The 21,951-nt window shown below is 65.0% G+C and carries 17 protein-coding genes; 7 read left to right on the top strand and 10 right to left on the bottom strand.

All coding sequences use genetic code 11. The features are described from left to right. Nucleotides 1–10: 10 nt before the first annotated feature. The 3 genes from VWN43_RS12855 to VWN43_RS12845 all read right to left on the bottom strand — a co-directional run bounded on the left by VWN43_RS12855 (nt 11) and on the right by VWN43_RS12845 (nt 2,573). Nucleotides 11–1,144, bottom strand: a complete 1,134-nt coding sequence (locus tag VWN43_RS12855) for a nitronate monooxygenase (RefSeq protein WP_330767541.1) — start codon at nt 1,142–1,144, stop codon at nt 11–13. Nucleotides 1,145–1,206: 62 nt separating this feature from the next. Beyond that, nucleotides 1,207–2,133: a 5'-nucleotidase, lipoprotein e(P4) family gene (locus VWN43_RS12850; RefSeq protein WP_320181498.1), complete on the bottom strand. Its 927-nt coding sequence runs from the start codon at nt 2,131–2,133 to the stop codon at nt 1,207–1,209. Then, complete coding sequence (locus tag VWN43_RS12845) at nt 2,130–2,573, bottom strand: Cif family virulence factor (RefSeq protein WP_320181499.1); 444 nt, start codon at nt 2,571–2,573, stop codon at nt 2,130–2,132. Before VWN43_RS12845 ends, VWN43_RS12850 begins: the two co-directional genes overlap by 4 nt. 402 nt (nt 2,574–2,975) lie before the next feature. Between VWN43_RS12845 and VWN43_RS12840 the strand changes: the two genes are divergently transcribed. Continuing rightward, on the top strand, nt 2,976–5,303 hold the full coding sequence (locus VWN43_RS12840) for a CDC48 family AAA ATPase (RefSeq protein ID WP_320181500.1): 2,328 nt from the start codon (nt 2,976–2,978) through the stop codon (nt 5,301–5,303). Here VWN43_RS12840 and VWN43_RS12835 read toward each other — a convergent pair. The 3 genes from VWN43_RS12835 to polA are packed head-to-tail and all read right to left on the bottom strand — an operon-like array spanning nt 5,300 to nt 10,532. Further along, nucleotides 5,300–6,382 carry a mechanosensitive ion channel family protein gene (locus VWN43_RS12835; RefSeq protein ID WP_320181501.1) on the bottom strand — a complete coding sequence of 361 codons (1,083 nt, stop codon included), beginning with the start codon at nt 6,380–6,382 and terminating at the stop codon, nt 5,300–5,302. The two genes, VWN43_RS12840 and VWN43_RS12835, sit on opposite strands and share 4 nt — an antisense overlap. Before the next feature lie 38 nt (nt 6,383–6,420). Beyond that, nucleotides 6,421–7,716: a sensor histidine kinase gene (locus VWN43_RS12830; protein WP_320181502.1), complete on the bottom strand. Its 1,296-nt coding sequence runs from the start codon at nt 7,714–7,716 to the stop codon at nt 6,421–6,423. Then, on the bottom strand, nt 7,698–10,532 hold the full coding sequence (gene polA, locus VWN43_RS12825) for a DNA polymerase I (protein ID WP_320181503.1): 2,835 nt from the start codon (nt 10,530–10,532) through the stop codon (nt 7,698–7,700). Before polA ends, VWN43_RS12830 begins: the two co-directional genes overlap by 19 nt. 246 nt (nt 10,533–10,778) lie before the next feature. Here polA and VWN43_RS12820 point away from each other — a divergent pair, with 246 nt between their 5' ends. Continuing rightward, nucleotides 10,779–11,033 (top strand): hypothetical protein, encoded by a 255-nt coding sequence (locus VWN43_RS12820; protein ID WP_320181504.1) that lies wholly within the window; start codon nt 10,779–10,781, stop codon nt 11,031–11,033. Nucleotides 11,034–11,126: 93 nt separating this feature from the next. On the opposite strand, the gene VWN43_RS12815 is transcribed toward VWN43_RS12820, so the two are convergent. Both VWN43_RS12815 and VWN43_RS12810 read right to left on the bottom strand, forming a co-directional pair. After that, nucleotides 11,127–12,143 (bottom strand): serine hydrolase, encoded by a 1,017-nt coding sequence (locus VWN43_RS12815; RefSeq protein ID WP_320181505.1) that lies wholly within the window; start codon nt 12,141–12,143, stop codon nt 11,127–11,129. Between the two features lie 139 nt (nt 12,144–12,282). Further along, complete coding sequence (locus VWN43_RS12810) at nt 12,283–12,690, bottom strand: baeRF12 domain-containing protein (protein WP_320181506.1); 408 nt, start codon at nt 12,688–12,690, stop codon at nt 12,283–12,285. A 97-nt stretch (nt 12,691–12,787) separates the two neighbouring features. Between VWN43_RS12810 and VWN43_RS12805 the strand changes: the two genes are divergently transcribed. The 4 genes from VWN43_RS12805 to VWN43_RS12790 all read left to right on the top strand — a co-directional run bounded on the left by VWN43_RS12805 (nt 12,788) and on the right by VWN43_RS12790 (nt 18,803). Further along, on the top strand, nt 12,788–14,137 hold the full coding sequence (locus tag VWN43_RS12805) for a phosphotransferase (protein ID WP_320181507.1): 1,350 nt from the start codon (nt 12,788–12,790) through the stop codon (nt 14,135–14,137). Next, entirely contained in the window at nt 14,137–15,429 is a 1,293-nt protein-coding gene (locus tag VWN43_RS12800; RefSeq protein WP_320181508.1) for an acyl-CoA dehydrogenase family protein, read from the top strand. The genes VWN43_RS12805 and VWN43_RS12800 overlap by 1 nt, the downstream gene beginning before the upstream one ends. Nucleotides 15,430–15,517: 88 nt before the next feature. Continuing rightward, nucleotides 15,518–17,740 carry a DUF305 domain-containing protein gene (locus tag VWN43_RS12795; protein ID WP_320181509.1) on the top strand — a complete coding sequence of 741 codons (2,223 nt, stop codon included), beginning with the start codon at nt 15,518–15,520 and terminating at the stop codon, nt 17,738–17,740. Nucleotide 17,741: 1 nt separating this feature from the next. Then, entirely contained in the window at nt 17,742–18,803 is a 1,062-nt protein-coding gene (locus VWN43_RS12790) for an endonuclease/exonuclease/phosphatase family protein (RefSeq protein ID WP_320181510.1), read from the top strand. A gap of 96 nt (nt 18,804–18,899) precedes the next feature. On the opposite strand, the gene groL is transcribed toward VWN43_RS12790, so the two are convergent. Together groL and groES are read right to left on the bottom strand one after the other, a co-directional pair. Next, on the bottom strand, nt 18,900–20,549 hold the full coding sequence (gene groL / locus VWN43_RS12785) for a chaperonin GroEL (protein WP_253521765.1): 1,650 nt from the start codon (nt 20,547–20,549) through the stop codon (nt 18,900–18,902). A 53-nt stretch (nt 20,550–20,602) separates the two neighbouring features. After that, on the bottom strand, nt 20,603–20,890 hold the full coding sequence (gene groES / locus VWN43_RS12780; RefSeq protein WP_253521769.1) for a co-chaperone GroES: 288 nt from the start codon (nt 20,888–20,890) through the stop codon (nt 20,603–20,605). A 226-nt stretch (nt 20,891–21,116) separates the two neighbouring features. Between groES and VWN43_RS12775 the strand changes: the two genes are divergently transcribed. Then, nucleotides 21,117–21,950 (top strand): mechanosensitive ion channel family protein, encoded by an 834-nt coding sequence (locus VWN43_RS12775; RefSeq protein ID WP_320181511.1) that lies wholly within the window; start codon nt 21,117–21,119, stop codon nt 21,948–21,950. Nucleotide 21,951: the final 1 nt, after the last annotated feature.

Genomic DNA, 21,951 nt, shown 5'->3' with positions numbered 1-21,951 from the left:
CGCGGTCAAGTCACTGCGTGTCCATCGCCGCCATCAGCCCGCTTACCGCGTCGATAAACTCCTCGCGAAAATCCTGCACCACCTGCCGGCTCGAACGCACCTGCTCGACCAACCCGACCCCCTGGCCGACGAAATAGCTGACCAGTTCACGCGCGCCTGCATTGCCCGCGGCTGCCTCGCGCTCGATCCGCGCGAAGGCGGGTTCGGAGACCATGCCCATCAGCGGCATCGGCAAGGTGCCCGGCCCTTCGGGGGCATCCCAGGCGGCGTGCCACGGCGTCCCGAGCTGGCGCGCAGGCTTGCCGGTGCGGCTGCGCGAACGCACCGTATCGCGGCTGCGCGCGGCGACCATCTTCTCGCGGAACGCGTCGCTGGTTTCGGCTTCGGGCGTGGCGAGCCAGATCGATCCGGTCCAGGCGCCTTGCGCGCCTGCCGCCATCATCCCCGCCATCTGTCCGCCGGTCATGATCCCGCCCGCGGCCAGCACCGGAATATCGTGGCCCGCGCGCGCCAGTTCGCGGACGACCTCTGGGATCAGCACCAATGTCGAGACTTCGCCGCAGTGCCCACCCGCTTCGGTGCCCTGCGCCACGATGATGTCGACTCCGGCCTCGGCCTGGCGGATCGCGTGTTCCTTGGCGCCGACCAGCGCCGATACGGGCACGCCGCGCTGCTTGCCTTCCTCGATCATCGCGGGCGGGGCGATGCCCAGCGCATTGGCGATCAGCCTGATCGGATGGCGGAAGGCGACTTCCATCAGCGCGAGCCCGTTTTCGGGCGTGATGCCCATTCGTTCGCGCAGGATCGGCAGGTCCGCTTCGGGGGCGATGCCATATTCGCCCAGCACCGAATTGACGAAGCCCTGGTAGGACGGGTCGATCATCGCGGCCCGGCTCTTGTTGTCGGCCAGTTCGCGGACACGCGGGTCGACGACTTCGGGGACGAGGACGTCAACGCCGTAGGGGGCGCCATCGACATGCGCATCGATCCAGGCGAGTTCTTCCTCGAGCTGGTCGGGGCTGAACCGCGTCGCACCGAGTACGCCGAAGCCCCCCGCCTTGCTGACTGCGGCAACGACATCGCGGCAGTGACTGAAGGCGAATAGCGGGAACTCGGCCCCCGTCATTTCGCATACGCGGTTCATCGGCATTGGTGTCTCCTCTCGCAGGCCACCCTATCCGCAAGCCGCGCCGGCGCAAGCGCGCGTTACTGGCGCTCCATGATTGCCGGCGCAGCGCCCGGCGTGGGCTTCCAGCGGGTGGCGGGCGGGAAGACCTCGCCCACGCTGCCGTGCTGCCAGCCGCCGTAGACCGGGTTCGGCATCAGGAACCAGCCATTGCCCCACAGCTGCGCATATTCACCGCGGGCGACCATCGCGCGGCGCGCGGCAATCGCGCTTTCGTCGGCATTGAAGACGTCGGCGAAGTCGCCGAGATTGTCGCCCGCCATGGCGATCACGCAATAGGTTTCGGCGATCATCGCGCGGCGGCCATCCTTCCGGCTGCCCATATCGTCGTCGCCGCGCAGATAGAGCGTTTCGAGATGGACCGCGGGCCCGGCGCCCGCCGCCTCGAGCGCGGCCACCGTTCCGGCCGCGGTGTCCGAATTGCGGTTGGTGTTGAAGATCACCGTGATGCCCGCCTCGCGCAGCCGCCTGAGACCGGTGACCGCACCCGGGACGGGTGGGGCGATACCTGCGCCCTCGTCCGCCCATTGTTTCCATTCGTCCGGGTCGAAACCCTTGCCCGTCAGCGCCTGCCAATATTCATAGCCGGTGTTGAGCAGTACGGTCTCGTCGACATCGAACACCGCGGCAAAGGGCTTCGCCGTCCCGTCTTCGGCCACACATGACGGCGTGCCGATCCCGCCTGCCGCATCGGGCAGGCCTAGCGGCACCGAACGCGGCGCGCTGCGCTGGCGCGACACCGCGATGGTGTAATCGGCCAGCTGGCGCCATGTCTGGATCGATGCCCCCGCAGCTTCGCCCGAACCATAGAGCCAGCGCATCGTATCGGGGGCGGGCTGGTCCTCGCCCGTGACTGCAGCGGGAGCAGCGGCGATCGGGGCCGCCTCCACGGTTGCACAACCGGCAAGCGCAATGGTGCTGGCGGCAAGCAGGAAAAAGCGGGTCATCGGCGGGTCTCCATATCGGCGGGAAGGGGGCAGGCGGGCGTTTCGACCAGCCAGAGCAGCGAATGGATTCGGCAGCGTCCGGTTTGGTCGCGCCTTACCTGGAACGAGTTGATGCCGCGAGTCGCCCCCGTGGTGCCGTCCGCTTCGGTCCATGCGCCATCATAGGATGACCATGCATGGCCGATGTCGCCATAAACCTCCACGCGGTTGACCAGCGCGGTCTCGCCAAAGCCGTTATCGGTGAGAAAGGCGCGCTTGCCGGCGATATATTCGTCGATCGTACAGCTTTCGCTGCCGGTTGGGCGCAGCGCGGTCATCCGCGCTTCGGGCCAGTACAGTGCGCGCATCGCCGCCCAGTCACGTTCCGCACCAGCGGGACCGGAGATGACTGCATAAGCATCGGTGACCAGCTGCTCGATCGCGGCGGCGGTGTCAGACATGGCATTCTCCTCGCGTCCTGCCTAATCCGCCGAAGAGGGGCTGTCACCTCGCTGCGTGCGCCGCGATCGGCAGTGCGATTGTGCGGCGCAATATGAAAAATGTGAAGCACGCGCACTTCCGAGCGACGGTAAATCAAGGGTTTACGATATCTGGAACCTCATATGTTGCGGTTCATGCAACAAAACTTGTTCTTTTCGCACTTGCACAATATCCGGATGCCGCGCATATCTCCTCGTGCCTTTTAGGCATCCTCTCCCAAGACTTCCAAGCCCGGTTGGTTCGCCAGCCGGGCTTTTTTCTGTCTGCGGCAGACCCGCTGCCCGCGCTCGTGCATTGCATCGGCGGCAACCGGTCCCCAAGTGGGGCCTCACCAGACCACAGGTAAGCGGAGCCCCACCCAGATGCCCGACGCGGACGCTTCAACAGCAGCAGAAGAAACCACCGTCAGACTGCAGGTTGCAGCGGCGCGCCAGGACGAAAGCGGGCAAGGCATCGCGCGCATGCCGCGCTCGGCCTTCCAGACGCTTGGCATTACCGAAGGCGATGTGGTCGAGATAACCGGCAAGCGTGCCACCGCGGCGATTGCCATGGCCGCCTATGACGAGGACCAGAGCCTCGACGTGGTGCGGCTCGACGGGCTGCAGCGCGGCAATGCCGAGGTCGGTTCGGGCGAACATGTAAAGATCGCAGTAGGCCAATCGCGCCCCGCGACGCGCGTCGTCTTCGCCCCCGCGCAGCGCGAAATGCGCCTGCAGGGCCCGGCGCAGGCGCTCAAGCGCAATTTCTTCCGCAAGCCGCTGGTCGCGGGCGATCTGGTCGCCACCACCGGGCAGCAGCCGGTGCAGAACATGCCGCCCGAAGTGCGCCGCATGTTCAATGCCCCCGCTTATGCGCTGACCCAGATCCGCCTCAGCGTCGTATCGACCACGCCCAAGGGCATCGTCCATATCGACGAGGATACCGAGGTCGAACTGCGCGCCGAATTCGAAGCCCCGCGCGATGCCCGCGCGGTGGTGAATTACGACGATGTCGGCGGGATGGAGGATACCATCCAGCAACTGCGCGAGATGGTCGAACTGCCGCTGCGCTATCCCGAACTGTTCACCCGGCTGGGTGTCGACCCGCCCAAGGGCGTGTTGCTGCATGGCCCGCCGGGGACCGGCAAGACCCGCCTGGCGCAAGCGGTCGCCAATGAAAGCGACGCCAATTTCTTCACCATCAACGGTCCCGAAATCATGGGCTCGGGCTATGGCGAGAGCGAGAAGGCGCTGCGCGAGGTGTTCGAACAGGCGGGTAAGTCCGCCCCTGCGATCGTCTTCATCGACGAAATCGATTCGATCGCCCCCAAGCGCGACCGCGTGCCCGGCGAAGCCGAAAAGCGCCTCGTGGCGCAGCTGCTGACGCTGATGGACGGGCTCGAAGCGCGCTCGAACTTGGTGGTGATCGCAGCGACCAATCGCCCCGACGCGATCGACGAGGCATTGCGCCGCCCCGGCCGTTTCGACCGCGAAATCGTGATCGGCGTGCCCGACGAACAGGGCCGCCGCGAAATTCTCGGCATCCATACCCGCGGCATGCCGCTGGGCGACAAGGTCGATCTCGATGAACTGGCCAAGGCGACCTACGGTTTCGTCGGCGCCGACATCGCGGCGCTGGCGCGCGAAGCGGCGATCGACGCGGTGCGGCGGATCATGCCCAAGATCGATCTCGACGAGCGGACCATTCCGCCCGAAGTGCTCGACGAGCTTTACGTCGGGCGCGAGGACTTCCTTTCCGCGCTCAAGCGGATCCAGCCGTCCGCCATGCGCGAAGTCATGGTCCAGATGCCCAAGGTCGGCTGGTCCGACATCGGCGGCGTCGGCGATGCCATCGGCAAGCTCAAGGAAGGCATCGAACTGCCGATGAAGAATCCCGAGGCGTTCCATCGTCTCGGCATCCGCCCGGCCAAGGGCTTCCTGCTCTATGGCCCCCCGGGCACCGGCAAGACGCTGCTCGCCAAGGCGGTGGCGCGCGAGGCCAAAGCCAATTTCATCTCGATGAAGAGTTCGGACCTGCTGTCCAAATGGTATGGCGAAAGCGAGCAGCAGATCGCGCGCATGTTCAAGCGCGCGCGCGCGGTGGCACCCTGCGTCCTGTTCATCGACGAAATCGACAGCCTCGTTCCCGCACGCGGGTCGGGGCAGGGCGAACCGCAGGTTACCGGACGCGTGGTCAATACGATCCTCGCCGAAATGGACGGGCTGGAGGAATTGCAGTCGGTCGTGGTGATCGGCGCTACCAACCGCCCCACTTTGGTCGATCCCGCACTGCTTCGTCCGGGTCGCTTCGACGAACTGGTCTATGTCGGTACGCCCGACCGGCCGGGCCGCGAACAGATCCTCGGCATCCATACGCAGGACATGCCGCTGGCCGACGATGTCGATCTGGGTGATGTGGCGGGCAAGACCGCGCGCTTCACCGGCGCCGATCTCGAGGATGTCGTTCGCCGCGCGGGTCTCAACGCGCTCCACCGCGCGGGCGGCGATGTGCAGGAAGTGGCGGGAGTCGACTTCACCGAAGCGCTCAAGGATAGCCGCGCGACGGTCACTTCGAAGATGGAAGCCGAGTACAAGAAGATGCGCGGCGAACTGAAGAAGCGTGCGGCCGAAGTGCGCCCGATCGGCTTTCTCTACGACGGCATGGTCGAAAGCACCCGCGACGCGAAGCACGGGCCCGAAACCGAAGGCTAGCCGCCGTCTGCGGCGCGCGCGTTGGCGGCCTCCACCTCGAGCCGGTGGCGGATCAATGCCTCGGGCTGGTTGGTCTTCAGCCAGCCCAGCATGTGTTCGCGCACCGCGCAGCGCAGCGTCCACAGATCGCCGATCGTCTCCGCGCTCATCGACAGGCGCAGCTCGACGCTTTCGGGGTGCGCTTCGGTCATCAGCAATTGGAGGTTGCGCCCGTCCCACAACGGGTGGGCCTGGACGTAACGCTCGAATTCGGCGCGGATCGGCTCGATATCGGCGATCGGGTCGAGATTGAGCATGACCGGGCCGGTCAGCTTCTCGTCGACCCGCGACCAGTTCTCGAAACTCTCGTCGAGGAAGCGCATGGTCGGCACCACCAGCACCCGCTCGTCCCAGGTCCGCACGGTGACAAAGCTCATGCGGATTTCCTCCACCCGCCCCGCCTGATCATCGACCTTGACCAGATCACCGATCCGCAGCGGCTGGGTGGTCGCCATCTGCAGGCCCGCGATCAGCGATTTCAGCGCGGGCTGGGCGGCGGCACCGACCGCGAGCGCGGCAAGGCCCGCCGAAGCGAGCATGGTCGTCCCGACATCGCGCACGCCGGGGATGTTGAGCATGATCAGCGAGACGGTGATGATGATGATCCCCACCTTCACCGTGCGCGACAGGATCGCGATCCGGGTCAATCGTCCGCGTTGCGCCACCGGGTCGTCGGCTTCCCCGATCTGCGCTTCATACCCGCGTGCCAGGCCGCGCACGACCGCATAGGTGACCCAGCCGATCACTGCCGGGGTGAGGAATTTGGCGAACAGGTCCCAGCCGCGTCCGACCAGCGCATCGTTTTCCGCGGCGGCGGTAATCGCGAAGGCAATCGCGGCCCAGCGCAGAGGCCTGCGCACCGCTTCGACCACCACGTCGTCGAGCGTGCTTTCCGAAGCGCGCGCCAGGCGGCGCAGGATGGCGAAGATGATCCAATGCGCGATCAACGCGACCACGACCGCCCCGCCCAGCACGATAAGCGTGTGAATCAGGCCGTCGTAGGAAATGGGCCAATTGCGCGGATCGTAGCGTTCGAGCATCTGCGGCGGGAGTATGGGTGCAGGCGGGTTAACGCAAGCTAGTCGTCGGTGGGAAGCTCGATCGTGACCTGCAGACCGTCGTCTGCAAAGCTGCGGTCGAACGTGCCACCGAACTGGCGCGCCGCGCTGGTCATCAGCAGACTGCCGAAGCCCTTGCGTTCGGGCATCTCCGTCAGTTCAGCCCCGCTTTCGCGCCAGCTCAGGATGACAGTGCCATCCTGCTGGGTCCAGCTGACATGCACCGTGCCCTCGTTTTTCCACGCGCCATATTTGACTGCATTGGTGGTGAGTTCGTGCAGCACGAGGCCGAGCGGGGTGACCTGCTTGGCGGGCAGCAGGATTTCGGGCCCGTCGATCTGTGCCGGATGCTTGCTCGACCGATAGGGCGCGAGCGAGGTCTCGACCAGCGCGCGGAGCGAGGCGACGGGACGCTCAAGCTCGCCCTGGCTCACCTCATGCGCGGTCAGCAGGGCGCGGATGCGCTGCGCGATGCTGTCGGTCACTTCCTTGGCTTCGGGCTTGTCGCGTGCGCTCATCTGCACGATCGCGAGGATCACCGCGAAGAGGTTCTTCACCCGGTGATTGAGTTCGCGCGCCAGCAGGTCGGCGCGGTCGCGCGCTTCGCTGACGATGGCCGCCTGCGCCGCCTCGGCCTCGGCGCGTGCCGCACGCCCGACGAGCCGCGTCCCGGCGAACATGGCGAGCACCAGCAAGACCAGCAGAGCGCCGAGCAGCGGCAACACGCGGGCTTCGGACCGTGCGGCCTCGGCGCTGTGATCGGCGAGAATCTCGTTCTCGATGTCCTCCATCTCGGCAATCGCGCGGACGAGCCGTTCCATCGATTCAATGCCTTCGTCGGTCAGCACTGCACGGCGCGCATCGAGCAGCCGACCGTCTTCGAGCAGTTCAACACTCTCGGCCATCTCGTCGAACTTGGCGCGGGCAAGCGCGTCGATCTGGTCGATCAGCTCGATCTGGCGCGCAGTCGCTTCCTCGCCGATCAGCGTGCGAATGCGGTCGAGCGCCGGATCGATCTGTTCCCTGCCAGCCTGGTAGGGGGCGAGATAGCGGCGATCGAGCGTGATCAGGTAACCGCGCTGGCCGGTCTCGCCGCTCAGCACCGAGCGGTTCACCTGGCGCAGTTCCTCGAGCACCTCGACGGTGCGGCGGACCTGTTCGCGCTGGGCGCGTTCGGACTCGACCGTCTGGTAGACCAGGAACAGGGTCGCGAACATTGCCGCGGCAATGACGCCGAGCAGCGCGACATTCATCCAGCGCGGATCGCGCGTGCGCGCGACGAATTCCTCGATCTCGGTCAGTGTGCCGCTCCCCAACTGGTGCCGGTGCCGATATCGACACCCAGCGGCACATCGAGCGACACCGCAGGTTCGGCGGCGCCCGCCATGACCCGCTCGATAACCGCAGAGGCGGCGGCGACATCGGCTTCGGGCAATTCGAACACCAGTTCGTCATGCACCTGCAGCAGCATGCGGACATGGCCCAGCCCGGCTTCCTGCAGGGCGGGCATCATGCGGACCATCGCGCGCTTGATGATGTCGGCGCTGGTCCCCTGGATCGGCGCATTGATCGCCGCGCGCTCGCTGCCCTGCCGTTCGGCCTGGTTCTTCGAACCGATCCGCGGGAACCAGGTCTTGCGCCCGAAGAGCGTTTCCGAATAGCCGCGTTCGCGGACTTCCTCGAGCGTACGGACGATATATTTCTGGATGCCGGGAAAGCGCTGGAAATAGGTGTCGATCATCGCCTGCGCCTCATCCGCCTCGACCCCAAGCCGTCCGCCCAGGCCCCAGCGCGAGATGCCGTAGAGGATGGCGAAATTGATCGTCTTGGCGCGTCCGCGGGTGTCACGATTGACCTCGCCGAACATCTCGATTGCGGTGCGCGCGTGGATGTCCTCGCCCTGCGCGAAGGCTTCCTTCAAACTCGGCACGTCGGCCATATGCGCCGCCAGCCGCAGCTCGATCTGGCTGTAATCGGCGGCGAGCAGGACATGGCCCTCCTCGGCCACGAAGGCCTCGCGGATCTGGCGGCCAATCTCGGTGCGGATCGGGATGTTCTGCAGGTTGGGATCGGTCGAGCTCAGCCGCCCGGTCTGCGCGCCGACCAGGCTGTAGCTGGTATGCACGCGGCCCGTCTGCGGGTTGATCGCTTCCTGCAGCGCATCGGTATAAGTGCTCTTGAGCTTGGCGAGCTGGCGCCATTCGAGTATTTTGGCCGCAATCGGCGCGCCTTCGCCCGACAGGCGTTCGAGCACGCTCTGGTCGGTCGAATACTGTCCGCTCTTGCCCTTCTTGCCGCCCTTGTAGCCGAGCGTGACGAACAGCACTTCGCCCAATTGCTTGGGGCTGCCGACGGTGAATTCGGTCCCCGCAATCGCGTGGATTTCCTTCTCCAGCCGGGCGGTTTCGCCGGCGAATTCCTCGGACAATCTGGCCAGCCGCGCGCGGTCGACCTTGATCCCGTGCCGTTCCATCTGCGCCACCACCGGGACCAGCGGGCGGTCGACCCGCTCGTAGATCTTCGTCCCGCCTTCGGTCGCGAGCCGTGGTTTCAGCTGCTGGTAGAGCCGCCAGGTGACATCGGCATCCTCGGCGGCATATTCGGTGGCCTTGTCGAGCGGCACTTCGCCAAAGGGGATCGCCTTGCGCCCGGTGCCGCACAATTCCTTGAAGGTGAGGCAGGTATGGCCGAGATGGCGTTCGGCCAGTTCGTCCATCCCGTGACCGCCGCCGATCCCGTCGAGCTGGCGCCCGGCATCGAGATCGAAGCTGATGATCATCGTATCGTCGACCGGCGATACCGCCACGCCGTTGCGCGCGAGTACGTTGAGATCGTATTTGCCGTTGTGGAACACCTTGAGCACGGCATCATTTGCCAGCAGCGGTGCGAGCGCCTTCAGCGCGGCAGCCTTGTCGATCTGCACCGGCTTCTCGGCAAACATGTCGCTGCCGCCATGACCGAGCGGGATATAGCAGGCATCATTGGCGCCCAGCGCCAGGCTGATGCCGACCAAATCGCACTGCATGCAATCGAGCGAGCTGGTTTCGGTATCGACCGCGACCAGCCGTGCGGCCTGCGCGCGTTCGGCCCACGCCTCGAGCCGGTCGAGCGTCTGGACGCATTCATAGGTGCTGCGATCGACCGCGGGAAAATCGGGCAGCGGCTGGCGATTGCCCGCCGCATTGGCGGGCGCACCGGCCGTGTCGCGCTTCGCCGGGTCGAGATCGGTGGTGCGCGAGGGGCTGCCATTGCCTGCCTCGAGCCGTTTGAGCAGGCTGGAGAAGCCATGCTTGCCGAGGAAGGCGGCGAGCGGTTCGCTGGGGACCTGGTCGAGCTTCATGTCGTCGAGCGACACGGGCAGGCCGCAATCCTCGCGCAGCGTCACCAGCACGCGGCTGAGCTCGGCATCGGCGCGATATTCGAGCAGGCGTTCCTTGAGCTTGCTTTTCTTCATGCCCTCTGCCGCATCGAGCGCGGCGGTCAGTCCGCCATGTTCGGCGATCAGGCGGCTGGCTGTCTTGGGCCCGACGCCGAAGATGCCGGGGATGTTGTCGACCGAATCGCCCATCAGCGCGAGGACATCGCCGACCTTTTCGGGCGGGACGCCGAATTTCTCCTCGACCTCCTCGATATAGATGCGCGCGTTCTTCATCGTGTCGAGCATGTCGATCCGCGCGCCGTCCTGCTCGCCGACAAGCTGCATAAGATCCTTGTCGGAGGAGACGATCGTGACGTTCCACCCCTGCCGCTGCGCTTCGCGTGCGTAGGATGCGATCATGTCGTCCGCCTCGACATCGGGTTCCTCGATGCACGGCAGGCTGAAGGCGCGGGTGGCGTCGCGGATCAGCGGGAACTGGGGCACCAGATCCTCCGGCGGCGGGGGCCGGTTGGCCTTGTACTTGTCGTAGATCTCGTTGCGGAAGCTGCGGCTCGACTTGTCGAGAATCACTGCCAGATGCGTCGGCCCATCGGCCTTGTGCAGATCGTCGGCCAGCTTCCACAGCATGGTGGTATAGCCATAGACCGCGCCCACCGGTGTCCCTTCGGGGTCGGTCAGCGGGGGGAGGCGATGATAGGCACGGAAGATATAGGCCGAGCCATCGACGAGGTAGAGATGCGGTGTTTCAGCCATGGCCAAGCGGCTTAGCAACGGCTTGGCACAATGGGGAGCGCGATTTTCGCCCATCCCCACAAGTCGCGGAATTCTGTCGATTTTGGCCAAAATGAGACCACAATGTGGCAAGATTGCGGTGAATCCGCTTGCCGTGCCCCATTTCTGCCATTATTCAGACGCTGTGAGGCCCCAACGGGGTTTCGCGCGGGAGGGGCCACTGGCCTTGCACCGCACCCAACACTCGCTGTTCAAGGATTTAGAACTATGCGCAAGATCGCTCTTTTCGCTGCTGCTTCGGCCGCTGCCCTGACCCTCGCCGCTTGCTCGGAAGCTACCGAAGACAGCGCCGAAGCAACCGCCGATTCGATGGCTGCCGACGCTGAAACCAACATGGAAGCCACTGGTGAAGCCATGGAAGCCGGCGCTGACGAAATCGCTGCTGACGCCGATGCGGCTGTTGCTGAAGTCGAAGCTGCTGTCGAAGGCGACGAGACTGCCGCTGAAGCCGAAGCCGACTAAGTCGATTTCGCTTCGCGAACGGTTTCACGTTCACGAACAGAAAGGGCGGTGCCTCACGGCACCGCCCTTTTTGTTTGTTACAATGGTAGGGGGTCAATCCCCGCCGTAGTCCGCCGTGGCCCAGTTGCGGCCGTCCTGCGCTTCGCGGCCAAAGCCGTCATACAGCGCCTGGGTAATGGTCGAGATCCGCGAATCGCGATTGTAGCGCGCCTCGAGCTTGCGTGTGCGGCTGCCGTTTTCCACCGCCATCGACGGGCTTTGCCCGGTGACATAGATCGCAGCGGCAATTGCGCGCCCATCGGGCGTATGGAAAATACCGATATCGCTCGCGGTCCGCGCAAGCGTCCCGGTCTTGTGCGCCAGATTGGCGCTGAGCGGCAGCGCCGAGCGCATGCGCTTCTTGCCAGTCGTGGTTTCTTCCATCGCATCGAGCAGGACGCGGCGCGAATAATCGCTCAGCCATTTGCCCTGGTAAATCCCGGCGAGCAGCTGGCCCATGGCGCGCGGGGTCGCACTATCCTTGGTATCGACGCTCCAGGCGGGGTCGATGCGGCCATCTTCGCGGATAAGCGTGGCGATATCGCGGGTCAGCTGGAACCCTTCGATCCCGGCATCTTCCATCCACTTGTTGACCGCGCGCGGGCCGCCGACTGCGGCAAGCAGCGCGTCGGTGCAATCGTTGCAGCTCTTGCTGATCATCAGGCTGAGATGACGGTAGGCGGGCATATAGGCTCCGCCAGGACGCGGCAGGCGAAACTCGCTCGTCAGGCTCCACTTGCCCGCATCGACACCGGCCAGATAGGTCGCGGCAATTGCGACCTTGCTGGTGCTGGCCATCGGGAAACGCTGGTCGGCCAACACGCCGACCTCGCGCCCGGTCGACAGATCGATCGCATAGACGCCAATCCGCCCGTTCGACCCTTCCGCTAATTGCGCGATCTGGCGCTCGAGCGGGGTCGCATACAGCGCGTCATAGCTTGGCGGGGTCCGAACCTCGGTCCCCAGAACAGTGTCGAACTGGGATTCGAAGCCATTGCCCTGCGCCAGCGCGGGCGTGCCGCATGCCATCGCCGCAATCGCCAGCAGTCGTCCGAAAAGTCTGTTACCCATACTGACCCTGTATACCTTTCAAGGTTAGGCGAAGCTTAATGCTGATCGATTGGGGCCAGACAAGGGCGCCGCGATGAAAAGTGTTGCGCGCGCGACAGGTTCGATGATCGCCGCGTTACTTTGATGCGGGGAGCATCGGTCAAGCGTTTGCAATCACCTGTTCGATCCGCTCGGTCGGTTCGCCCGACATGGTCTTGTCGATCTCGCCGACCAGCCGCTTTTCCAGTTCGGAATGATAGTGGCGGCGCATTTCGCCCAAAGTCTTGGGATCCGCGATCACCAGTACATTGTCGATCTCTCCTGCGACTGCCTTGGCGTTGAGCCATTCACTGGCGGCGGCGCCATGCGCGAGCTCGTTGAGATCGGTGCGCCCATGCTGCTGGCCACCCGCGTCCTGATGCTTCACCCCGGCGCTGAAATTGGTCGCCGACAGATCGGGTTTTTCGGCTGCCCCAAGCTTGGGTTCGAGCGGCTGGCCGCTGTTGCGCATCACGATGAAGTTCTCGCCGTCGACGATGGCGACATGGGCATTGGTGGGAAGGCGCATGGATTCTCCTCTGGATTGTTGCTTGCCCTGACAACGTTCGAGATCGCGATGAGGTCCGGGCTTGAGCAACGGCCCGTTTCAATGCACAACTCATTCCATGGGAGAGACGGAAAGCGCGGGCGCGCTGGAGCAGGGACTGGCGCAGGCGCTCGCACGCGCCGGTATGGCCGCACCCGAGGGGATCACGCGGCTGACTGGCGGGGCCACCATGGAAAGCTGGCGCTTTGCGAGCGGCGACGGGGATTATGTCCTGCGCCGCGCGCCCAGCCTGTCGTTCATGGAAGACCGGCCCTTCGGACACGATACCGAGGCCGCGATCATCCGCGCCGCGCATGGCGCAGGCGTCACTGCCCCCGAAGTGCTGGTCGAATTGCAGCCCGGTGACGGCATCGGCAGCGGTTTCGTGATGCGCGCCTTGCCCGGGACGCCCGATCCGCGCGCGATCCTGGCGATGGACGAGCCCGCGCAATTGCTCCGTCAGGTGGCGCGCGACCTGGCAAAAATCCATTCGCTGCCGCGCGCCGCGCTGCCCGGAGATGTGCCCGAAATGGATTATGCCGAGGCAGTCGACGGCCTCGCCGCGCAATTCGACGAGGCCGGCGCCGATCGCCCGATCATCGCGCTCGGCCTGCGCTGGCTGCGCGACAACCTGCCCGAGCGTGTCGAACCGGTGCTCAACCATGGCGACTACCGGCTGGGAAATCTGCTCGCTGCGGATTCGCAGCTGACCGGCGTGCTCGACTGGGAGCTGGCGCATTTCGGCGACCGGCACGAGGACCTCGCCTTCGGCTGCATGGCGGTGTGGCGCTTTGCCCGCGTCGACCGGCCCGCGCTCGGACTGGGATCGCTGCAGGACTATGTCGATGCCTATCAGGCCGAAAGCGGCGCGCAGGTGGATGCCGGGCGGTTCCGCTTCTGGCTGGTCTATCGCACGGTGTGGTGGGCGCTCGGCTGCCTGCGCATGGCGAGCTTCTGGCGCAGCGGCGATGATCGCATGCTCGAACGGGTGGTAATCTCGCGGCGGACGAGCGAGCAGGAGCTCGATCTGCTCCTGCTGCTCGAAGAGGATGCCCCGGCCGCCGAACAGGCTCGGCCCGTGCCTCCTGCCGACGATCCGCTCGAACCCGAAGGCGAGGCGAGCGTCGGCGAAATCGCCACTGCCATCGCCGAATGGCTCGGCACGGTGAAGGACCGGATGGAGGGGCACGACCGCTTCCAGCTGGCAGTCGCGCGCAATGCGCTGGGCATGATTGCGCGCAATGACGCGGCCGCTACGCAGAGCGAAGATGCCATGCTTGCGCAGGATCTGCTCGACGGCAAGGCAACGCTGGCAACCCCCGGCCTGCTGGCGATGCTGCGGCGCGCCGCGCTCGACAAGCTGGCCGCCGACGTGCCCAAATACCCGATGCTCGCGCTCGCGCAGGCCAAATGGACAGGAGAGGATTGATGGACTTCGCGATACCGCAGGACCTGGAGGACTATTACGCCGAGCTGGAAGGCTTCATCGACAGCACAATCGCGCCGCTGGTGGCGCGCGACGACAACATCCGCTTTTTCGATCACCGCCGCGAGGATGCGCGCACCGACTGGGATCGCGGCGGCCTGCCGAGCCACGATTGGGAAAACCTGCTGCGCGAATGCCGCAAGGCCGCCGACGAGGCAGGCCACTGGCGCTTCTCCGCGCCGAAGAAATACGGGGGCAAGGATGGCTCGAACCTGTGGATGGCAGTGATCCGCGACCGCTTCGCGCAGCGCGGGCTGGGGCTGCACAACGATCTGCAGAACGAGCACTCGATCGTCGGCAATTTCCCCTTCGTCGCGATGTTCGAGACCTTCGGCACCGAGGCCCAGAAGGAGGAATTCATTACCGGCGGCTTCGAAGGCACGCGCAGGGTCGCCTTCGGCCTGACCGAGCCCGACCACGGTTCCGACGCCACCTGGATGGAAACCAGGGCGGTGCGCGAGACGCGTGAAGGGGTTTCCGGCTGGCGCATCGATGGCGAGAAGATGTGGATCACCGGCATGCATGTCGCCACGCATTGCGCGATGTTCGCGCGCACCGGCGGCGAGAATGGCGATGCCAGCGGGATCACCTGCTTCCTCGTCCCCAATCCCACGCCGGGCCTCGAGATCGAGGAATGGATGTGGACCTTCAACATGCCCACCGATCACCCGCGCCTGTCGGTCAACAATGTCTGGGTGCCCGACGAGGCGATCCTCGGGGTCGAGGGACGCGGGCTCGCGCTGGCGCAGAGCTTCGTCCACCAGAACCGCATCCGGCAGGCCGCATCGAGCCTTGGCGCGGCGCAATATTGCGTGGAAGAAAGCGTCAAATACGCGCGGACCCGCAAGCCGTTCGGCGAGGAGCTGGCGCGCAACCAGGCGATCCAGTTCCCCCTGGTCGAGCTCGCGACGCAATGCGAAATGCTGCGGCTGCTGATCTACAAGACCGCCTGGGACATGGACAACATGCCGCATGAAGAGATCGAGAAGACGATCTCGGACAAGGTCTCAATGTGCAATTACTGGGCGAACCGGTTGGTGTGCGAGGCTGCCGACCGGGCGATGCAGGTGCATGGCGGGATCGGCTATTCGCGGCACAAGCCGTTCGAGCATATCTATCGCCACCACCGCCGCTACCGTATCACCGAAGGGGCGGAGGAAATCCAGATGCGCAAGGTCGGGGCCTATCTGTTCGGCTATCTCGGTCCGCGCCGCGGGAAGTTCTCCGCAGCCTGACCGGGCGCGCGGGCGGTTCCCGAAATTGGCGCTTGACCGGCTGCGGATCGCAGGGCCTTTTGGGACAGCAAATTTAGGGATCGACATTATGAAAATCACGCTTCGGGCGCTGGCGACCGGCCTGCTGCTGTCCACCTCGGCTGCGGCCCTTGCCCAGCCTGCGCCGATCGTGCTGCCCGGCGCGCCGGGCACGGCTTCACGGGTGATCGACGAGGATGAGGCGATCCGCCTGTCCGACACGCGGTTCTCGCCTGCCGACGTCAAGTTCATGCAGGACATGATCGTCCATCACCAGCAGGCGGTCGATCTGGCCGCGCTGGTCGAGGGCCGCAGCAACTACGCCGATCTGGCCAAGATCGCCGGCCGCATCGACGCGAGCCAGGCGGACGAGATCACCTTCATGCGCGACTGGCTGGCCGAACGTAGGCAGCCCGCCGCGGCAATGCAGCACGCGGGAATGGACCATTCCGCGCATCACTTGATGATGGGCATGGCGACGCCCGAACAGATGGCGGAACTGGCAACGCTCGAAGGAACTGCGTTCGACCGCATGTTCCTGCAGCTGATGGTGCGCCATCACGAGGGCGCGATCGACATGGTCGAGGCGCTGCATCGCCAGCCCGGGACCGCCTACGACCCGGTGATGTTCGAATTCAGCAACGATGTGGTCAAGGAACAGAAAGCGGAGATCGACCGGATGAACGGCATCCTCGCGGCGCTGTCGAGCGATCCGCGCGCCAGCCTTGCAGCGGGTTTCCGCGATGCAGAGGAAGCGATCAGCAATCTGCGCCTCGTGACCGCACTGCCCAAGCCGACCGGCTTCTTCGATCCCGAGAACCCGGCCCAGCTCGCGCCGCTGATCGAGGAAGACGAGGAAACCGAAGACAAGGCAGAGCTGGTCGATGCGTCGCGCGCCGATATTCGCGACGAGGAAGACGAGGACGGCCAGCCCCGCTTTGGCGAGCGCGGCTCGCTGCTGAGCTTTGCCAATACCGACATGGCGTTCAGCCGCGACCTGCTGGTGGCGGGCAATTACCACGGGTTCAACACCTACCGGCTGGGCGCGGACGGCGCTCCGCAACTGGTCAGTTCGACCGTCTGCCCCGGCGGACAGGGCGATGTCTCGATCGTCGGTGACCTCTTGCTGATGAGCGTGCAGGACAGCCGGGCACGCAAGGATTGCGGGCTGCAGGGCATTGTCGACAATGTCAGTGACGAACGGTTTCGCGGCCTCAGGATCTTCGACATTTCGGACGCCACCCGCCCGCGCCAGGTCGGGCAGGTGCAGACCTGCCGCGGCAGCCATACGCATTCGGTCGTCAGCGCCGATGCGGACCGCGTGGTGGTCTATAATTCGGGCACCAGCTACGTTCGCGATGGCAAGGAACTGGCGGGCTGTTTCGAAAGCGGCGGCGACAGCACCGCGCTGTTCAGCATCGATGTGATCGCGATCCCCGTAAACGATCCGGGCGGGGCGCGGATCGTCGACAGCCCGCGCATCTTCGCGCAGGATGGGCAGATCGCGGGCCTGTGGCGCGGCGGCGACCATGGCGAGGGCACGCAGGACACCCGCGTCACCGATCAGTGCCACGACATCACCGTCTTCCCGTCGCTCAACCTTGCGGCGGGCGCCTGTTCGGGCAATGGCATCATCCTCGACATTGCCGACCCGCTCAAACCGCAGCGGATCGACGATGTGACCGACCAGGGCTTTGCCTATTGGCACTCGGCCACCTTCAACAATGACGGCACCAAAGTGCTGTTCACCGATGAATGGGGCGGCGGCGGGCGGCCGCGCTGCCAGGCGGGGGATCCGGTGACCTGGGGCGCCAATGCGATTTACGCGATCGAGGATGGCAAGCTCGACTTCCGCAGCCTCTACAAGCTGCCCGCACCGCAGACCGACAAGGAAAACTGCGTCGCGCACAATGGCTCGATCATCCCGGTGCCGGGACGCGATATCTTCGTCCAGGCGTGGTATCAGGGCGGCATTTCGGTGATCGACTTCACCGATGCGGAGAACCCGTTCGAGATCGCCTATTTCGACCGCGGGCCGGTCGATGCGGACCAGCTGGTGACCGGCGGTTACTGGTCGGCCTACTGGTACAATGGCCGCATTTACGCGACCGAGATTACCCGCGGGCTCGATGTCTTCGCGCTCGAGCCGAGCGAGTTCCTCGCCGCCGAGGAGATCGCCGCGGCGGAGGCGGCACGTTATGAAGGCGAGCTGTTCAATCCGCAGACGCAGACGCAGGTGACCTGGCCGGCAGAAGTCGCCGCGGCGGCGGAGGCCAGCCGCAAGGGCGGTTGAGATGGCTATCGATCAGCGAAGCGGAGACCGCTCCCGCAGCCGGACGATCGGGACGAGGCTTGTCATCGGGCTGCTCGCGCTGCTCGCCATCGCAGCGCTGATATCGCTGCTCGATACCAACCGCGGTTCGGTGCGCATGCTCGACATGCTGCGCGAGCCGTCGGTCTATCTGGCTGCCGCGCTGGCGGTGGTCGGCCTGATCCTGTCGCACAGGCGGGCAATGGTGCTGGGTCTCGCGGCGATCACCATCGGCATCAATATGTGGCGTTTGTGGCCCTATACTTTCCTCGCCACTGCGCAGGTTCCCCTGCCCGACGAGGTCGACGGGATGAGCTGCGCGCGGCTGCTGTCGTTCAATGTGCTGCAGGACAACGACCGCTATGATGAAACCGCGAAGCTGATCGAGCGGGTCGATCCCGATATCCTGTTGCTGATGGAAACCCACCAACCGTGGCTCGACGCGCTCGAGCCGCAATTGGCGCGCTATGGCTACCAGCTCGACCGGGCGCTCGATAACAAATACGGCATGGCCTTCGCCACCCGGCTGACGGTGGACCGCGCCGAAATGGTCGCCAACACCAGTTCCAATACCCCGACGCTCTATGCCACTCTGCGCATGGACGATGGCGCGCGGTTCGAACTGATCGGCCTGCATCCGCGCCCGCCGCTACCGGGGCAATCGACCCGGAGCCGCGATGCGAATATCGCGCAGGCGGGTGCGCGCACACCCGACGGCCTTTCGAACGTGCTCGCGATTGGCGATTTCAACGATGTCCCCTGGTCTAAAACCACGACCCGCTTTGCCCGCGAAGGCGGCTATCGCGATCCGCGCGCAGGCCGGGGCAGCTTCGCGACCTTCCCCGCCGACTATGCCTGGGTCGGCTGGCCGCTCGACCAGATCTTCGTCAAGGACGGGGTCAAGGTGGAAGAGCTCGAGATCGGCGACGATGTCGGGTCCGATCACCTCCCGCTGATCGCACGGGTCTGCGTCGATCCGATGTCCGCCGATGCCGATATCGAGGGATTGTTCGCGCCGGAAACCCCCGCCGCACAAGGGCTATAGGACGCACTTTCTCCAGCGCGCGGTGAGCCAATAAAAAGGCCCGGCAGGATCGCTCCTGCCGGGCCTCTACATGTGACCTGTCGGTCGGGGCGGGGCTTAGAAGCCCATGCCGCCCATACCGCCCATGCCGCCCATGTCGGGCATTGCCGGGGCAGCCGACTTGTCTTCGGGCTTCTCGGCGATCGCAGCCTCGGTCGTGATCAGCAGGCCGGCCACCGAAGCGGCGTCCTGCAGCGCGGTGCGCACGACCTTGGTCGGGTCGATGACGCCGGCCTTGACCAGGTCTTCGTAGGTGTCGGTCGCCGCATTGAAGCCAAGCGAGGTATCGTTGGCATCGGTCAGCTTGCCGGCAACCACAGCGCCATCATGGCCTGCGTTCGAGGCGATCTGGCGGACCGGAGCCTGCAGCGCACGACGGATGATGTCGATGCCGCGGGTCTGGTCGTCATTGATGCCTTCGAGGCCTTCGAGAGCCTTGGTCGCATAGAGCAGCGCGGTACCGCCGCCCGGGACGATGCCTTCTTCGACGGCTGCGCGGGTGGCGTGCAGCGCGTCGTCGACGCGGTCCTTGCGTTCCTTGACTTCGATCTCGGTAGCGCCGCCGACCTTGATCACGGCCACACCGCCGGCGAGCTTGGCGAGACGCTCCTGGAGCTTCTCGCGGTCGTAATCGCTGCTGGTGTTGTCGATCTGGGTGCGGATCTCGTTCACGCGCGCCTTGATGTCGCCTTCGTCACCGGCACCGTCGACAATCGTGGTGTTGTCCTTGTCGATGGTGACGCGCTTGGCTTCGCCGAGCATGCCGAGGGTAACGTTCTCGAGCTTGATGCCGAGGTCTTCCGAAATCATCTCGCCCTGCGTCAGGATCGCGATGTCCTGCAGCATCGCCTTGCGGCGATCGCCGAAGCCGGGAGCCTTGACCGCTGCAACCTTGAGGCCGCCGCGCAGCTTGTTGACCACGAGAGTGGCCAGCGCTTCGCCTTCGATGTCTTCCGCGATGATCAGCAGCGGGCGACCGCTCTGAACAGCCGCTTCGAGCACCGGCAGCATTGCCTGCAGGTTCGACAGCTTCTTTTCGTGGATCAGGATGTACGGATTTTCGAGTTCGACCGTCATCTTGTCCGGGTTGGTGATGAAGTAGGGCGACAGGTAGCCGCGGTCGAACTGCATGCCTTCGACGGTTTCGAGCTCGAATTCGAGACCCTTGCTCTCGTCGACGGTGATCACGCCTTCCTTGCCGACCTTTTCCATGGCTTCGGCGATCTTTTCGCCGACTTCACGGTCGCCATTGGCGGAGATCACGCCGACCTGGGCGATTTCTTCGCTGCCCGAGACGTCCTTCGAACGGTTCTTGAGGTCTTCGACGACCTTGATGACGGCGAGGTCGATGCCGCGCTTGAGGTCCATCGGGTTCATGCCCGCGGCGACCGATTTCATGCCTTCGGTCACGATCGACTGTGCCAGCACGGTAGCGGTGGTGGTGCCGTCACCGGCGGCGTCATTCGCCTTCGATGCGACTTCCTTGATCATCTGCGCGCCCATGTTCTCGAACTTGTCCTTAAGTTCGATTTCCTTGGCGACGGTGACGCCGTCCTTGGTGATGCGCGGGGCGCCGAAGCTCTTGTCGATCACGACATTGCGGCCCTTGGGGCCGAGCGTGACCTTAACGGCATTGGCGAGGGTATCGACGCCGCGCAGGATGCCTTCGCGCGCGTCGCGGCCGAACTTTACGTCCTTGGCTGCCATTGGTGTTTCTCCTGGAATTGGTGTGTCTGGTGGAAAGCGTCAGGATCCGGCGATCAGCCGATGATCCCCATGATGTCGCTTTCCTTCATGATCAGCAGGTCTTCGCCATCGAGCTTGACCTCGGTGCCCGACCACTTGCCGAACAAGACGCGGTCGCCGGCCTTGACGTCGAGCGGGGTGACCGTGCCGTCTTCCGCCTTGGCACCCGAACCGACAGCGACGATTTCGCCTTCGCTCGGCTTTTCCTGGGCGCTGTCGGGAATGATGATCCCGCCGGCGGTCTTTTCTTCGGCTTCGATGCGACGGACCAGTACGCGGTCGTGCAGCGGACGAAATGCCATGATGATGACCTCTCTTCTAAGAGTGAAAAAGGGATGTTGGCACTCACTCGGTGAGAGTGCCAGCACGGGGCATTTGGGTGCGCGGGTTGGCAGAGTCAACGGGTCGGCGAGCAAAAAATGAACTCTTGCGCCAGTGCTGCGTTGGGGGTGGCGAAGCGGGTGGGCCAATCCCCGATGGGCCCACCCCGACCGATATGAAAATGCCGCGATAAAAGGCCGCCCACGAATGACGACCGACCAAGCCATTTCCGCACTGACCATTCCCGAACAGATCTGGCTTTGGCTGCGGCTGCACATGATGGATATCGCGGGCGCTTTCGCGGTGCTGGTCATCGGCCTGCTGCTTGCCGGGATACTTTCGCGTTGGGCGGAACGGGCGATGACGCGCTCGCCGCGGTTCGAGCCGACCGTGGCCAACTTCCTCTCGAGCATCGTGAAATACGCTCTGTGGGCGGTGGTGCTGGTCACCGTGCTCGCGCAGTTCGGGGTGGAAACCACCAGCATCCTCGCCGCGCTCGGCGGCATGGCGCTCGCGGTGGGCCTCGCGTTGCAGGGCACGCTCAGCAATGTTGCTTCCGGGGTGATGATCCTCGTCCAGAAGCCGTTCAAGGTGGGCGAGGCGATCTCCGCCGGGTCGGTGACCGGCACGGTCCAGCAGATCGGGCTGTTTACGACCGAACTCAAGCAGTTCGACGGCCTGTTCGTGATGGTGCCCAATTCGCAGCTGTGGAACCAGGCGATCGTCAACTTCCACCGGCATCCGAACCGCCGGCTCGAACTGGTCGTGGGCATTGCCTATGGCGACAGCATGCTGCGCGCGCGAGAGGAGCTGTTGAAGCTGGCCCTGACCGACGAGCGTGTGTTGTCCGAACCCGAGGCGGTCACCTTCGTCAGCTCGCTCGATGACAGCTCGGTCGGGATCGGCCTGCGCGTGTGGTGCAGCACCTCCGACTATCTCGGCCTGTCATGGGATCTCACCGAAGCGGTCAAGGCGCGCTTCGACGATGTCGGCATTTCCATCCCGTTCCCGCAGCGCGAGGTGGTGCAGCGCGCCGCCTGAG

The organism is Qipengyuania sp. HL-TH1, from assembly GCF_036365825.1.
GTDB lineage: Bacteria > Pseudomonadota > Alphaproteobacteria > Sphingomonadales > Sphingomonadaceae > Qipengyuania > Qipengyuania profunda.
The sequence above is the reverse complement of the archived record's forward strand: the minus strand, read 5'-3'. Positions and strand labels throughout refer to the sequence as shown.